The sequence below is a fragment of the Tunturibacter psychrotolerans genome, assembly GCF_040359615.1.
GTDB lineage: Bacteria > Acidobacteriota > Terriglobia > Terriglobales > Acidobacteriaceae > Edaphobacter > Edaphobacter psychrotolerans.
Map to the genome: position 1 here is coordinate 3,893,806 of NZ_CP132942.1, position 12,938 is coordinate 3,906,743.

Annotated in this window: 15 protein-coding genes and 2 tRNA genes; 6 read left to right on the forward strand and 11 right to left on the reverse strand. The window is 57.7% G+C overall.

Features of this window, described 5'->3' with window-relative positions; translation table 11 throughout:
• Positions 1 to 10: 10 nt before the first annotated feature.
• Together RBB77_RS16180 and RBB77_RS16185 are read right to left on the reverse strand one after the other, a co-directional pair.
• Positions 11 to 2,593: an ABC transporter permease gene (locus tag RBB77_RS16180; protein WP_353062775.1), complete on the reverse strand. Its 2,583-nt coding sequence runs from the start codon at positions 2,591 to 2,593 to the stop codon at positions 11 to 13.
• A gap of 1 nt (position 2,594) precedes the next feature.
• Complete coding sequence (locus RBB77_RS16185; RefSeq protein ID WP_353067647.1) at positions 2,595 to 3,317, reverse strand: ABC transporter ATP-binding protein; 723 nt, start codon at positions 3,315 to 3,317, stop codon at positions 2,595 to 2,597.
• 100 nt (positions 3,318 to 3,417) lie between these two features.
• On the opposite strand from RBB77_RS16185, the gene RBB77_RS16190 reads away from it, so the two are divergent.
• Complete coding sequence (locus RBB77_RS16190; RefSeq protein WP_353062776.1) at positions 3,418 to 4,116, forward strand: arylesterase; 699 nt, start codon at positions 3,418 to 3,420, stop codon at positions 4,114 to 4,116.
• A 16-nt stretch (positions 4,117 to 4,132) separates the two neighbouring features.
• On the opposite strand, the gene truB is transcribed toward RBB77_RS16190, so the two are convergent.
• From truB to RBB77_RS16215, 5 genes are read right to left on the reverse strand one after another with little or no spacing between them, the layout of a single operon-like run.
• Complete coding sequence (gene truB, locus RBB77_RS16195; protein WP_353062777.1) at positions 4,133 to 5,005, reverse strand: tRNA pseudouridine(55) synthase TruB; 873 nt, start codon at positions 5,003 to 5,005, stop codon at positions 4,133 to 4,135.
• A 19-nt stretch (positions 5,006 to 5,024) separates the two neighbouring features.
• Positions 5,025 to 5,633: a GTP cyclohydrolase I FolE gene (gene folE, locus RBB77_RS16200; RefSeq protein WP_353062778.1), complete on the reverse strand. Its 609-nt coding sequence runs from the start codon at positions 5,631 to 5,633 to the stop codon at positions 5,025 to 5,027.
• A 15-nt stretch (positions 5,634 to 5,648) separates the two neighbouring features.
• Positions 5,649 to 6,077 (reverse strand): 6-carboxytetrahydropterin synthase, encoded by a 429-nt coding sequence (locus RBB77_RS16205; RefSeq protein ID WP_353062779.1) that lies wholly within the window; start codon positions 6,075 to 6,077, stop codon positions 5,649 to 5,651.
• Complete coding sequence (locus RBB77_RS16210; RefSeq protein ID WP_353062780.1) at positions 6,074 to 6,484, reverse strand: 6-pyruvoyl trahydropterin synthase family protein; 411 nt, start codon at positions 6,482 to 6,484, stop codon at positions 6,074 to 6,076. Before RBB77_RS16210 ends, RBB77_RS16205 begins: the two co-directional genes overlap by 4 nt.
• Before the next feature lie 56 nt (positions 6,485 to 6,540).
• Complete coding sequence (locus RBB77_RS16215) at positions 6,541 to 7,632, reverse strand: glycosyltransferase (RefSeq protein ID WP_353062781.1); 1,092 nt, start codon at positions 7,630 to 7,632, stop codon at positions 6,541 to 6,543.
• A gap of 30 nt (positions 7,633 to 7,662) precedes the next feature.
• On the opposite strand from RBB77_RS16215, the gene RBB77_RS16220 reads away from it, so the two are divergent.
• The 4 genes from RBB77_RS16220 (at position 7,663) to RBB77_RS16235 (ending at position 9,964) form a co-directional block, all read left to right on the forward strand.
• Positions 7,663 to 8,145 (forward strand): TlpA family protein disulfide reductase, encoded by a 483-nt coding sequence (locus RBB77_RS16220; protein WP_353062782.1) that lies wholly within the window; start codon positions 7,663 to 7,665, stop codon positions 8,143 to 8,145.
• 55 nt (positions 8,146 to 8,200) lie between these two features.
• Positions 8,201 to 8,464, forward strand: a complete 264-nt coding sequence (locus RBB77_RS16225) for a hypothetical protein (protein WP_353062783.1) — start codon at positions 8,201 to 8,203, stop codon at positions 8,462 to 8,464.
• A 60-nt stretch (positions 8,465 to 8,524) separates the two neighbouring features.
• Positions 8,525 to 8,601, forward strand: a tRNA-Arg gene (locus RBB77_RS16230).
• A gap of 145 nt (positions 8,602 to 8,746) precedes the next feature.
• Complete coding sequence (locus RBB77_RS16235; protein ID WP_353062784.1) at positions 8,747 to 9,964, forward strand: hypothetical protein; 1,218 nt, start codon at positions 8,747 to 8,749, stop codon at positions 9,962 to 9,964.
• A 163-nt stretch (positions 9,965 to 10,127) separates the two neighbouring features.
• Here RBB77_RS16235 and RBB77_RS16240 read toward each other — a convergent pair whose 3' ends face one another.
• Entirely contained in the window at positions 10,128 to 10,574 is a 447-nt protein-coding gene (locus tag RBB77_RS16240; protein WP_353062785.1) for a hypothetical protein, read from the reverse strand.
• A 337-nt stretch (positions 10,575 to 10,911) separates the two neighbouring features.
• On the opposite strand from RBB77_RS16240, the gene RBB77_RS16245 reads away from it, so the two are divergent.
• Positions 10,912 to 10,988 (forward strand) — tRNA-Arg (locus RBB77_RS16245).
• 69 nt (positions 10,989 to 11,057) lie between these two features.
• On the opposite strand, the gene RBB77_RS16250 is transcribed toward RBB77_RS16245, so the two are convergent.
• The 3 genes from RBB77_RS16250 to RBB77_RS16260 all read right to left on the reverse strand — a co-directional run bounded on the left by RBB77_RS16250 (position 11,058) and on the right by RBB77_RS16260 (position 12,909).
• The gene (locus RBB77_RS16250; protein ID WP_353062786.1) at positions 11,058 to 11,438 is read right to left on the reverse strand and encodes a hypothetical protein; all 381 of its coding nucleotides are present in this window, start codon (positions 11,436 to 11,438) and stop codon (positions 11,058 to 11,060) included.
• 141 nt (positions 11,439 to 11,579) lie between these two features.
• Positions 11,580 to 12,272: a GNAT family N-acetyltransferase gene (locus RBB77_RS16255; protein WP_353062787.1), complete on the reverse strand. Its 693-nt coding sequence runs from the start codon at positions 12,270 to 12,272 to the stop codon at positions 11,580 to 11,582.
• A gap of 49 nt (positions 12,273 to 12,321) precedes the next feature.
• Entirely contained in the window at positions 12,322 to 12,909 is a 588-nt protein-coding gene (locus RBB77_RS16260; RefSeq protein WP_353062788.1) for a hypothetical protein, read from the reverse strand.
• Positions 12,910 to 12,938: the final 29 nt, after the last annotated feature.

Below are 12,938 nucleotides of genomic sequence, written 5' to 3' on the forward strand. Positions count from 1 at the left end.
CATCATACGATTATTCTTCGCGGAGAACTTCCAACGGCTTTCGGCCAAGGATTCGGTGGCTTGCCACCCAGCCGGTTGCAACCGTCAGGACTGCTGTTCCGAGGAGGGCGCCGAGAGTCCACAGCCATTGGAAGTGGTAGGCGACGGTGAGTTTGTTGAGCAGGACTCGCGCGATGATGTTTGCGAAGAGAATGCCGACGGCTCCTGCAACCAGGCCGAGTACTGCGAATTCGATGGAGAAGACGGTGGCGATGCGGGCGCGTGTGGCGCCTAGGGTTTTGAGGACAACGACTTCCCGGATGCGGCGGTAGCGAGTTCCGGCGATCGAGCTGGCGAGAATGATGATGCCGGCGAAAATGGAAAATGCAGCGAGAAACTGAATGACGTAGGTGATCTGCATGACTACGGCTCTTACGGTTTCGAGCGCCTGGGCGACGTTGATTACCGTGACGGTCGGGAAGAAGTGGTAGAGAGCGCGCTGGAGATCGCCAACGTGGCTGGGGTCGGCATGGACGCCGCCGTACCAGACGACCGGCAGGCCAGCGAGTGCGGGCTGTGGCAGGATGAACTCCGCGCGCGAGTAGGCATGCTGGCCGTCGGATTTTGTGAGAGCCACGACGGTGGCGACGAACTGCGTGTCCTGTGCGGCGAAGGTGATGTGTGAACCTACCTGGACTCCGAGCCGGTCGGCCTGACGTTTTTCGATGGCGACGACTGGGCGTTTTTCATCGATAGACCACCAGTTCCCTTCTACCGTTTTGGTTCCTGGAGGAGAGGTTGCGGACCAGGTGAGGCTGATGGAGCGGAGCATTCGCTTGGGGAAGTTCTTCAGCTTTGCCTCATTTGCCGGGACGCCGTCGATTTCGACGATGCGGGATGAGACGACGGGAAGGAGCTCTGGTGGCGCAGTGACGCTTGGTTGCGACTTGAGCAGTGCTCGGATTCCGGCGACTTCGTCGTTGGTGATATCGATGAGGAAGACGTTGGGGAGGTTGGGGGCGGCGGAGACGTGGAGTTCCGAGACGACTGCTTGTTGGACAAGATAGACGGTCATGATCTGCATGACGCCCAGGCCTAGTGCTGCGAGGAGAGCGGCGGAGGGGTTGCCGGGGCGGTAGAGATTGGCGAGACCGTGGCGAAGAGAGGATGGCAGATGGAGACGTGTCTTTGATAGGAAGAAGCGGAGGCCGGCGAGGACTCCTACCGAGGCCAGCAGGAGCACTGCTAGAACGGCGACGAGGCCGAATGAGAAGACTTCACCTACGACGAGCGAGTCGCTGAGTGTGGTTGCTATGGCTGCTAGTCCTGCAAGGATGAGGATTGCAGCGGCGACCTGCGCGAGATTTTTGGTGATCTTGCGCCACGCTGCGGTGACGAAGGGATCGTCGTTGTCTTCGACGGCTCGGCGAAGGATCAGGATGGGGCGGACCCCGCGAATGTCCAGCAGCGGTGGCAGGGTGAAAAGAAGTGTAGTGAGTAGACCGGCGGTCAGGCCGGTGATGACGGTGCGAGGCTGGAGATTGAACTCGGTGTCGACGTGGATGAGACGCGCCAGCAGGTGGGGGAAACTAAGCTGCACTGCGACGCCGAGAGCTACGCCTAACAGACCACCTGCGAGACCGAGGAGGAGGGTCTGGAGGAGGTAGATTTTGATGATCTGGCCGGAGCGCGCGCCGAGAGACTTCATGATTGCGATGGTGTCGAGGCGCTGTTGGAGGTGCGCCCGCATGGCCATGGCGACGCCGATCGCTCCAAGGACGAGGGCGACGAGGCTCATGAGGGAGAGCAGGCTGGTGGCGCGATCGAGGCCTTGCGTGAGCGCTGGATTGGTCTCGCGGTAGTCGATGACCTGTGCCTCGGGGAGGAGTTTTTCGAGGCGCAGCTTCAGGTCGGCTACAGCTTTGTCGGAGATGGGGGCGCCGTTGGCGGGTCTGGGGACTTTGAAGAGATACCGCTGGCCGGCGTGGCTTCCGGGGGCGAGGAGGCCGCTGGCTTCAAGGCCTTCGCGCGAGATGAGCACGCGTGGCCCTGCTGCGAAGCTTCCTGACAGGCGGTCGGGTTCGTTGACGACGACTGATGCGATTCGAAAAAACTGCGTGCCGATCTTGAGTTGATCACCTACTTTGAGGTTCAACCGCACGAGAAGATCATCAGCGACGGCGACGGTGTACGCAGTTAGTACGTTTTTTAGTTGGGCGGTTGGGGCGAGTTCTACTTGTCCGTAGAAGGGGTACATCGCGGGGTCTACGGATTTGAGCGAGACAAGCAACGGGTCGAGGGTCTTCGAGGACGACGCCATCGAGAGGAGTTCGGTGACGGGGGTGATCTCGACGCCGGTTGCGGCGATCTCGTCGAGCGCCTTCTGCTGGTCCGGGGTTGGCTGCTGAAACATCCTTGCGGAGAGATCCGCGGCCATGATCGCGCGGGCGCGATTGAGCAGAGTGCTTCGGAAGGACGAGGAGAAGCCGCGGACTCCCGTAAGCGCGGCGACACCGATCGCGACCGAGAGGATGACGAAGAAAAATTTTCCGCGGGAGGAGTGCATCTCGCGAGCAGCGATCTTCGCAGCGGAACGATAGGAGAGAGTGGCCACACTAGCCTTCGGTCAGGGCGGCTTCGCGGGTAGCGTCGGCCGGGGTGGGGTTGATTTCGTCGGCGATGATGAGCCCATCGCGCAGTGTGATTCGGCGGTTGGCGTAGGAGGCCAAGACGGGATCGTGGGTTACGAGTACGAGCGTTGTGCCTTCGGTGCGATTGAGGTTAAGAAGAAGCTCCAGCACGTGGGCGCCGTTGGTGGTGTCGAGATTTCCTGTGGGCTCGTCCGCTAGGACGATGGGAGGGCGCAGGATGAAGGCTCGTGCTAACGCTACTCGCTGTTGCTCGCCGCCGGACAACTGGACCGGATAGTGATCCATGCGTTCGGCGAGGCCGACGCTTGAGAGCAGGTCGCGTGCGCGGGGGATACCGTTTTCGTTTGTGTCGGCGTTCAACTCGTGCGGAAGGAGGACATTTTCGAGGGCCGTGAGAGTGGGGATCAGTTGATAGGACTGGAAGACGAATCCGATGGTTTTTCCGCGGACCTGGGCGAGTTTGTCCTCCGGAAGATAGCTTATCTCGGTGCCGTTGAGTCGAACACTGCCTGCGCTTGGAGTGTCGAGGCCCGCCAGCAGACCGAGGAGAGTGGATTTTCCGCTACCGCTCGAGCCCATGATGGCGGCGAACTGACCCTTTGGAACTGTGAAGTCCAGTCCTTTGAGAATGTCGACGGTTCGGGGGCCGTTGCGGATCGACTTGCGGAGGTCTTTCACAGCGATCATGGGGGTTTGGTATGTCAACTTCGGGACTCTCCTTCTTCGACAACGGTTTTGTTACTTTGTAGAGATGCGGAGAACGGCGTCTGGAATCATTTTATCGGTCTTGTCTCTTCTGGTGATGGCGCTTTCGCTGAGTGGCTGCCGAACCGAGAAGGCAACGAAGCCGGTTGAGACCATGGATTCGGGACAGACGACGGGAGATGAGGCTCCGGTTGCGATGATGCCGAACGCACAAGGCGCGGTGGCAGATAAGAGGCCGGTGATCGTTTGCTTCGGCGACAGCTTGACGGCGGGCTATGGGACTGACCTAGGGCAGAGCTATCCCGACTATCTTCAGACGGATTTGGATGCGGAAGGATATAACTACCGGGTCGTCAACGAGGGCATCAGCGGCAATACAACCAAGGATGGCGTTGAGCGTCTGGACAGAGTGCTCGCGCTGAAGCCGGCAGTGGTCGTGGTGGAGTTCGGCGGGAACGATGGGCTGCGTGGGCTGCGCATTGAAGATTCACGCACAAATCTGGATAAGATTGTTGGCACGCTCAAGGCAAGTGGTACTAAGGTAGTGCTCGCTGGAATTACTCTTCCGCCGGACTATGGCCCGGATTACATCGAGCAGTTCACCGATACGTACGCCATGCTGGCAGCGAAGTATCATGTACCTCTTTTGCCGTTTCTGCTGAAGGGCGTCTTCGGCGTTGACGGCATGATGCAGGCCGATAGAACTCATGCAACGAGTGCGGGAAATCAGGTTGTGGTGAAAAATGTTCTGCCGTTGGTGACGCCGCTGCTGAAGAAGTGATTCGCGGGCGCGGATCTCAGCCGAGGACGACGATGGGCTGCATCAGGGTGCCGGCGACGCGACGCGCGATTGCGAGCAGATCGGTCGGAGAGGTGAATACTTTGATCAATGAGGCCTGTGAGAAGTCGGGCAGGTTGACCTGCATTCCGTTTCGTATCCGTCCTGCCATTTGATCGTCCACGGTGACCGAAGGCATCTCGGGAAGGAGCGTGCGGGGGTGAGGCAAGAGGGCTTCGAGTTCGGCCACGGAGGCACTTTTTAGCTGGTCGATGGTGATGGCGTGGTTGAGGGCGAATGCGCCTGCGCGGGTTCGGCGCAGACTGGAGAGGTGAGCTCCGCAGTTCGCGAGTTGGCCGAGCTCGTGCGCCACGGAACGCACATAGCCGCCAGCCGAGACGGACATGACGAAGGATGCGGTGTCTCCTTCGAGGGAGGCTAACTCAAAGTTGTGGATGGTGATGCGTGCGGGTTTTACGGCGACCTCAACTCCGGCTCGCGCGAGCTTGTGGGCGGCAACTCCGTTGATCTTCTTTGCGGAAAAAACGGGTGGGACCTGGTCCAACTCTCCGTGAAACTTTTGGCTCAGAGTTTGAAGCTGTTCGAGAGTGAGGTGCAACGGGAGGGGTTCGGCGGCTGGAACTCCGTCTGCGTCGAAGCTGTCGGTTGCGAAGCCGAAGCGGATATGGCCGGCGTAGTGTTTGTCAGCCTGTCCGAAGAACTGGGCCAGGCGTGTGTAGCGGCCTAGAAGAAGCGGCAGGACGCCCGTGGCCATGGGGTCGAGAGTGCCGAGATGGCCGATGGACTTTTCGCCAGTGGCTCGACGGACGATGGCGACGACGTCATGCGAGGTGATGCCGGAGGGTTTATCGAGTACAAGGAGACCATTCATGCAGTCTCCAGTTTAGCCGCTAGAAGCCGCTTCCCTGCCTGCGGACGAGCGAAAGGAACTCGTTGCGCGTCTGAAGTTGTGTTTTGAAGACGCCGAGCATCGCGGAGGTGACCGTTGAGGAGTGTTGCTTCTCTACTCCGCGCATCATCATGCAGAGGTGCTGCGCCTCGAGGATGACCGCTACTCCCTGGGGATGAATTGCGTCGGTGATGGCTTCGCCGATCTGGCGAGTGAGGCGTTCCTGCACCTGAAGCCTCCGTGAGAAGACGTCGACGAGGCGTGGAATTTTGCTCAGCCCGATGACCTTTCCGTTGGGGACGTAGGCGATGTGCGCTTTTCCGAAGAAGGGTAGGAGATGATGCTCGCACTGGGAGAAAAACTCGATGTCTTTTACGATGACCATCTCGTCGTAGTCGACGTCGAAGAGAGCTTCGTGGAGAACCTCGGTCACGTTCATCGTGTAGCCGCGGGTGAGGAATGCCATGGACTTTTCCATGCGCTCGGGTGTGCGGAGGAGGCCGTCGCGTGTGGGGTCTTCGCCGATGCGGAGAAGCAGTTCGCGGTAGAGATCCTGTGTGGAAACACTGTCGAGTGATGGTGCGTCAATGGTGGCCGGGGTCAGTGGCATGGGTTGGCCTTTCTTTCAGATCGTGCCTGGCGTTGGCGTTGCGTCGCCGGCGTAGTCGAATGAGTTGTTGCTGGTCTCCTCGACGTGAACCCGCTCAAGATGAGCAGCGGGAAAGTTTTGGAAGATGCGGTAGATCTCGATGCTTAGATTTTCCGTTGTGGAGACTGTACTTGCAAAGCAATCCATGGTGTTGAGGTTCATGTGGTCGAATCTGGCAAGGAGGTTTGTTTGTGCGAAGGCGTCGAGGTCGGCGAGATTGCAGACCATACCGGTTGAAGGATCCACCTGGCCGCTTAGCGTCACCTGCACGGTGTAGTTGTGGCCGTGGCCGTGAGGATTGTTGCATTTGCCGAAGACAGTATGGTTCTTCGCGGCGTCGTAAGCCTCGGTGTGGAGGCGGTGCGAGGCGCTGAAGTGGTAGCGGCGATTAAGATGCGCTTTCATGGCTCACCATAGTAGTCTGCGAAAAGATCGGGCATCTCGTAGACACGGACGCGGTGCAGCTTTGCGTGGGGAATTTTATTGTCAAGACGCTGCCAGATCGCGATTGCAATGTTTTCTGTTGTCGGGATCGCGGTTTTGAACTCGGGGACTTCGAGGTTCAGATGCCGGTGATCGTAGACGCTGACGACCTCCCGCTCGAGGATGTCTTTCAGCTCTTTGAGATCGACTACGAAGCCGGAGACGGGGTCTATCGAGCCTGCAACTGTGACCTCCAACGTGTAATTGTGCCCGTGGCCGTTGCGATTTGCACATTTGCCGAAGACGCGTTGGTTCTCCTCGGGCGACCAGGCTTCATTCCAATAGAAGTGGGCGGCGGAGAATTCGGCTTTGCGGGTTAGAAAAATCATCGTTATTCCTGTGTTTAGACGTGTTTAAGAGAGGGGTGGATGCAAACCCAACGTAACTAAGGGGCCGCGTTGTAGTTACGTCCCTTCCAGACAACAGTTTTTCTGAAGCGGTGGTGAATGACGCTGCGAAGAAGCATATAGATGAAAAGAGGTACGCCCAGTATCGAGATTGCTACATCGATGGCTGGGAAGTTCGAGCGGGCGACCCGGGAATAGAAGCGCCAGAGCGTTCGAACCCAGATGAGAAGGATAACGCTTCGCTGCCATGGCTGTAGCCAATAGAGGCCAAAGGCCGCGATGGGCAAGCCGAAGAAGAGAATGACATCGAGGACTCGCCAGAGCGCGAGGGCAACGGGCTTCGGGAAAAGGAGCGCGAGATTTTTGGTCCAGCCTTCGACCATCTCCGAGGTGGTCCGATACATGCGCGTGGAGACGGCTTCGGGGGCGTAGCGGAAGCGGATGGTGCGGGGCGGTCGTTTGATGTTCTCGGCGAGGGCGACGTCTTCGAGGATGCGGTCTCCGACGGCACGATGTCCGCCGACGGAGAAGTAGGCTTCGCGTTCGACGAGGAGGAACTGCCCGTTGGCAGCGGCCAGGCGGCGGGCGGGATCGTTGACCTGCTTGGAAGGGTAGACGGAGGCCAGTTCTGAAAAGATCAGCGGCATGACGGCGTGCTGCCAGAAGCCGGTGACGATTTGACGAGGCGAATAGGAGAGCAGAGCTACTTTGTGGCGATCGGCTTCGCGGAGGGAGCGGGAGATGTCGTTGGTCTCGTGGAGGGTGTCTGCGTCGGTGAAGAGGAGATATTTGCCACGTGCGGCTTGAGCACCGGTCCAGCAGGCGTTGGTCTTGCCGGTGAATCCTGCGTTAGCGCTGAGATCTAAGGCCGGGGCGTCGAGGACGATCACGCCTGGGTGAATCGCGGCGGCTTCGGTGGCAATGCTGCGGGTGTCGTCGGTTGAGTCATCGTTGACGACAATCAGCTCCCACTGTTGGCCGAGGAGGAAACCGGGCTCAGACTGGCTGAGGATCGAGGCGAGGCAGGCGGGCAGCGAGCGCTGCTCGTTGCGGGCTGGAATGATGACAGAGAGTTCCAGGTCGGGTGATTCGTCAGGGTTCGGGGGATGCTCGAGGGACGGGTCGCTCACGACTTCGTATTATAGGAAGTGGAGCGACTTGTGCGTAGATTGTTGATGAGTGCAGTGTTTGGGGTACTGCTGGTGGCGGGGTGCGACCGGGGCAGCCGTCCGGGAAATATTGATAAACCCGCGCCGCAGTTTGTGATGGGCGACGGTACCCGAACTGTCGATTTGAGCAAGCTACGCGGGCGGGTGGTCGTGCTGAACCTATGGGCGACCTGGTGCGCGCCCTGCATCGAAGAGCTGCCTAGCCTGCTGGCGTTACAGAAACAGATGCCGGAGCTGGCGATTGTTGCTGTGAGCATGGATCAGGACCCGGATGTCTATAAGCGCTTTTTGGTAGAGCATCACGTGGATGTGCTGACGGTTCGCGACGAGGACCAGAAGGTGAATGCGCTGTATGGTACGGTGCAGATTCCTGAGACCTACATTATCGATAAGCAGGGCGTATTGCGGCGGAAGTTCATCGGCGCGCAGGTGTGGACCAGCCCTGAGATTACGAGCTATCTCTCGAAGATGTGAGAGCGGTCGGAGTTTGTCGATTCAGCAGAGATGACTCGCTGATATGATCTAAGCCATGACACAGCTTGATGTTCTTTATCGCTATGGAGTTCCTCCGACTGAAGCCTCGGCCGTGGCGATGGCCAAAATGCGTGAGGTGTATGGGGTCCGCCTGGTGGCTCTGGATGAGGCAAAGAAGACGGTAAAGGTTGAGTTTGACGCTACTCGTCTGACCGAACCGGTGATCTATGAGCTGCTCCGGCGCGCAGGACTCGATATCGTCGAAACCATGCCGATGTTCGCTCCTCCTCCGCCGCCCGAGCCGGTTGTCGCGAGCTAGTCGCCGGAGACAATTTTTCGGTAGTTTAGGATGTTTCTGTAGTTCACTTCCCTGTTTTGCGCGCCCGTAGCTCAGCTGGATAGAGCATTTGGCTTCGAACCAAAGGGTCGGGAGTTCGAATCTCTCCGGGCGCACCATATATTTAGTTCTTTTGAGACCTCGGCTTATGCTCCGAGGTTTCCTCGTTTTTCAAAGCAAACCGGTGGAACAAACCGGAATAATGGGCGGATGGAACCGCATCTCGCCGGATGAGTGTTAGTATCTTCCCGTTCCTATGAGCTTGTGAGTTCAGGAGTCGAATCGTCAGGAGGAGTTCTGGACGAAGATGCCAAACTTGCTGCGCGGCCTTTCCTGCTCATGGAAGGTGGACCGCTGTTTACCCTACAAAAGCGGGTGGGGCTCATCAAGGAGGGATCTCCCTACCTCAAGAGAAGAGCGATTTTTGCCGCGTTGATCACGTGGTTGCCACTTCTGATATTGGCCGGGATGCAAGGGTTAGCTTTTGGGCACAACGTTCCTGTCCCTTTCCTTCGGGATTTCAGTGGATATACTCGATTCCTCCTTGCTGTCCCTTTGCTCCTGCTGGCCGAAAACGTGCTGGGGCCCCGCATCGCAGAGGCCGCTGCGCACTTCGTCACCTCGGGAGTTATACGGGAGAAGGATTTTCAGCGATTTGATGGGCTCGTCGATCGTGGTTTGCGCTTGCGCGATTCCGTGATTGCTGAGGTCGTCATCGCTGCTCTTGCCTATGCTCTTTCGTGGGTGTCCTTTAGAGAAATTCCGAATCACGTCGCTACGTGGTTTAGAAGTAGTGCAGAGACTGGTGGCATCCTTACATGGGCCGGCTATTGGTTAGTCGGATTCTGCATGCCGCTCTTTCAATTCCTTGTTTTGCGTTGGCTCTGGAGGTTGTTTCTCTGGTTTCATTTTCTGAGCGGGGTTTGCAAGCTAGACCTGCAGCTCTTTCCGACCCATCCGGACGAAGCGGCGGGATTAGGTTTTGTGGGCGACGCACAGCGGTTCTTTGGACTCATTCTCTTCGCTTTTTCGCTAGCGAGCGCGGGCGTGCTCGCTCGAGAGATCGTCTATGACCACATCCCCTTAGTCACCTACGCCCCGACGATTGCTGCCTATGTGGTGATTGCTCTTCTTATCGTCGTGGGACCGCTTATGGTCTTTACCGGAGTTCTGCTCAAGACAAAACGCGTCGGGCTCCATCAATACGGTGCGTTGGCAACCAACTATACCGGCTCTTTCCATCAGAAGTGGATTGAACATCAGACTCCGGAACAGGAACCGCTGCTGGGCAGCGCTGATATCCAGTCATTGGCAGACCTAGGCAACAGCTACGCCTACATCGAAAAGATGAAGCCCCTCCCGGTTGATCCTCGTACCTTATTGCACCTTGTGCTAGCGAGTCTGCTTCCGCTGACTCCTCTGCTGTTAACAGTGATGCCACTGAAAGATATCTTGAAGTTACTGCTCAAGGTGTTTGCGTAGGCGAAGCTTCAGCCAGATGGCGCGGCGGCGGCTTGATAGGTGAGAAAGTTCGCGCACCAGATTTTCAGTGTGGCAAACAGACGAGGGTCCAGACATCTGTCTGGGCCCTCGTTGACTTTTGAATGCGACAGCCCCCTTTTGCATTGAGGGGCAGGCAGAAGGTTCAACAGCGATAGAAAGCGCCGCCGACCTCCCATTGATATTGAGCGACCAGGTCGAACCAGTCCAGCTGGTTTGTCTCGATATTTTGATGGAAGCGATGCTGCCTGTTCCAACCGCAAACGAGCGCGAAGTCTTTACCGACGGCCCAGTGATAGACGAGCCCACCTGAGGAGTTTCGGAAGTAGACGTCGTGATAAAGGTTGTAATCTTCCCGGCCAGGATCGAAGCTGGAGGTCGCCCCCGGGAATGGGCGGCCATCGGGTGTGCGTGCCCCAGCCGAGGTGATGAGGTATTCGAGAGACATCTCGATGGAGACTAGGCCCGTGTTTGGATTGGTCAGGCGGATGAGAGTGACCGTTACGTTGATAAGGTCAGCGATCCGGCCACTGCCGTCGTTCCAATGAATTTCGCCCTGATCGGGACCGAAGGTTTTCATTGGTATCTGCATGTCGGCCTGGATTCCGCGGAGCTTCGTAAAAGCCTTTAGGGGACCGACATGAACCAACTTAGGTTTTGACGTTGCGTGAAGTCGCAAGTCGCCAGGCCTGAGTTCCATACTCGGAGAAGAAGAGACAGCTTTTTCTTATACTGATTTCATTTGATTACTCCTGCAATACCCTGTTTGCAGCAGATGGTGGCGGGATGGTTGCCTCTGGTACGGCGCCATTTTCAGGGTAAGTAGACCATGGTTGTCAGGTCATAAACCTTGGTCCGGAGATCAGGGCGGTCTCTTGATAGAAGAGGAAAATTCCTATATCTTTAAAAGGTTGCAACCCACGCAATGTGCGCCCGTAGCTCAGTTGGATAGAGCATTTGGCTACGAACCAAAGGGTCGGAGGTTCGAATCCTTCCGGGCGCACCATTCAATCGCAAAAGCTCTGACTGTAATGGATCGCAACCACTGATTTTTTCGTGGCGGGCTTGCTGTTTCTTAGTCGAATCGCCGCATACGGATGAACTCTTCGCGGGCGAGCACGATGATCAGGCCCAAGACAACGCCGAGTGTGTCTATCCGGATGTCGGACCGCTCGAGTGCGTTGGTGTAGACAATGTGCTCGACGTACTCCAAGAAAAATCCGAATGACACGATGACGGCAGCGAGGGCGAATCGAGCCCTCAATGAAGTGACGCTGCCGGCGAGCAGGAGAGTCACGATAAGAAAGGCCACCAGATGGCCCCAACGATGATAGTGCCCGCTTGTGTGCAACAGGAGCTTGTCGTGGTTGGGCAGGAACGACAAGACGGCAAGCATGACCATCCAGATGCAACCCAGAACAATGGCCGCCGAGCGGTTCTTACGTTCTTCCAACATATTCTGATCGTCTCACTTGGCGATGGTTCACGTCGACGGAATTTTTGATTCTATTTCGGGGAGATCGAACCTCCAAATAGGCGCCGGACGAGCCCTCGAACTTTTCAAAGTTTAGACGTCTCCGTTACGCAGCCGGCGTCGTTAATCTTTGCGAGAGACGAGGTGGAGCGTGACTTTACGGGCCTCGGAGAATCCCATTCGTCGATAGAGGTTGATGGCGCGCTGGTTGGTGGCGGTGACATGAAGCCAGGAGACGAGGCCTTCGCGACGATGATTTCTTACAAGATGCCAGATCAGACTTTCCGCATAGCCTTTACCGCGGTAATCGGGGTGCGTGCAGATGCCGCTGATCTCGGGATAACCGTCGAGGATGAGGCGCTCCCCGCCCATCGCGATCAGTTGTCCGTTGGAACGAATACCGAAGTAAGAGCCCATCTCGCAGGTTCTGGCGCGGAAGAACCCTGGGAATGCGAGGTCGGTGAGGGCCACCATCTCGCGTGCATGGTCATTTAAGAGCGGAAGGATTTCGGTGGTCGGCGCCGGGGGGGCAATCTCCGCAGGGAGGACCATCTGGAGACAGACCAGGGTCTGTTCGAAGGCCAGTTTCGCGGTTTGGGGGTAGCTTTCGCCTACGATCCAAACGGATTCGCCAGGCACGAGGAGGGAGTGAAGTTGGAGGAGAGCGCCTGCGCTCGGAGAAGTTACGGCGGCGAAGGGAGCGACATCGGCAGGATAGCGGCAAGCGTCTCCGGCTTGGAGGGCGAAGTGGCGATGCTTCGTGTGCAGGGCGCTCCACACCGGATTTGCAAACAGGCTTTCTGATAGATCGGTCATTCTTTCAGAGGATACGGCGGTCCCTCTAGTTCGGTTCGAAATACAGTGCTTATTGGGAATCGCCCGGCAGAAGCGCGTAGGGGAGATCCTGGATCGTGACCTTGCCGTCCGCGTAGTCGATTCGCCAGATGCGGTCGTATTGCTGCTCGGGCCAGGGTTTGTAGGGCGGTTTCGCTCCGAGGGCCGTAGCAAGTTGGGGAATTTTTCCGTGATGCCAGACCACCAGCACTACTTTGCCCGCGTACTTACCGCTGAGAAGTGTGGATGCGAGGGCGACGTAGTCCTGGTCTCGGAAGCTATCGTCGATGGGAAGATGGAGAGCTGCCGCCAGCGGAGTCACCGTTTGAATGGGGCGGTTGGAGTGGGCGCTTTCGCGGGTCGCGAACAGGGCTTGGGGGGTTGGCAGGTCTGGTCTTGCACCGGGAGCAAAGACTTTGGGAAGGAGGCGGGCGCGTTCGAAGCCGATGGGCGACAGATCGATGCGGCCGTCGTTGAGTTTTTCTGCGTGGCGGATGAGAAGGATGGTGGCGGGTGGTGGCCCTGTTTGTGCGACTTTTCTGGAGCAACCTCCGATCAGACCGATCGGGAGGAGAAAAAGAAGAGTCCAGAAGAGACGAAACCAGACACGGGGGGACATTCCGCAAGGATAACCGGGCGCCTTTGTTA

Bases quoted from the DNA above. Each gene is read 5' to 3' on its own strand.
- RBB77_RS16185 (WP_353067647.1), bottom strand. From the start codon at position 3,317: ATGATCGCTGTGAAAGACCTCCGCAAGTCGATCCGCAACGGCCCCCGA.
- truB (WP_353062777.1), bottom strand. From the start codon at position 5,005: ATGAATGGTCTCCTTGTACTCGATAAACCCTCCGGCATCACCTCGCAT.
- folE (WP_353062778.1), bottom strand. From the start codon at position 5,633: ATGCCACTGACCCCGGCCACCATTGACGCACCATCACTCGACAGTGTT.
- RBB77_RS16205 (WP_353062779.1), bottom strand. From the start codon at position 6,077: ATGAAAGCGCATCTTAATCGCCGCTACCACTTCAGCGCCTCGCACCGC.
- RBB77_RS16210 (WP_353062780.1), bottom strand. From the start codon at position 6,484: ATGATTTTTCTAACCCGCAAAGCCGAATTCTCCGCCGCCCACTTCTAT.
- RBB77_RS16225 (WP_353062783.1), top strand. From the start codon at position 8,201: ATGACACAGCTTGATGTTCTTTATCGCTATGGAGTTCCTCCGACTGAA.
- RBB77_RS16240 (WP_353062785.1), bottom strand. From the start codon at position 10,574: ATGCAGATACCAATGAAAACCTTCGGTCCCGATCAGGGCGAAATTCAT.
- RBB77_RS16250 (WP_353062786.1), bottom strand. From the start codon at position 11,438: ATGTTGGAAGAACGTAAGAACCGCTCGGCGGCCATTGTTCTGGGTTGC.
- RBB77_RS16255 (WP_353062787.1), bottom strand. From the start codon at position 12,272: ATGACCGATCTATCAGAAAGCCTGTTTGCAAATCCGGTGTGGAGCGCC.
- RBB77_RS16260 (WP_353062788.1), bottom strand. From the start codon at position 12,909: ATGTCCCCCCGTGTCTGGTTTCGTCTCTTCTGGACTCTTCTTTTTCTC.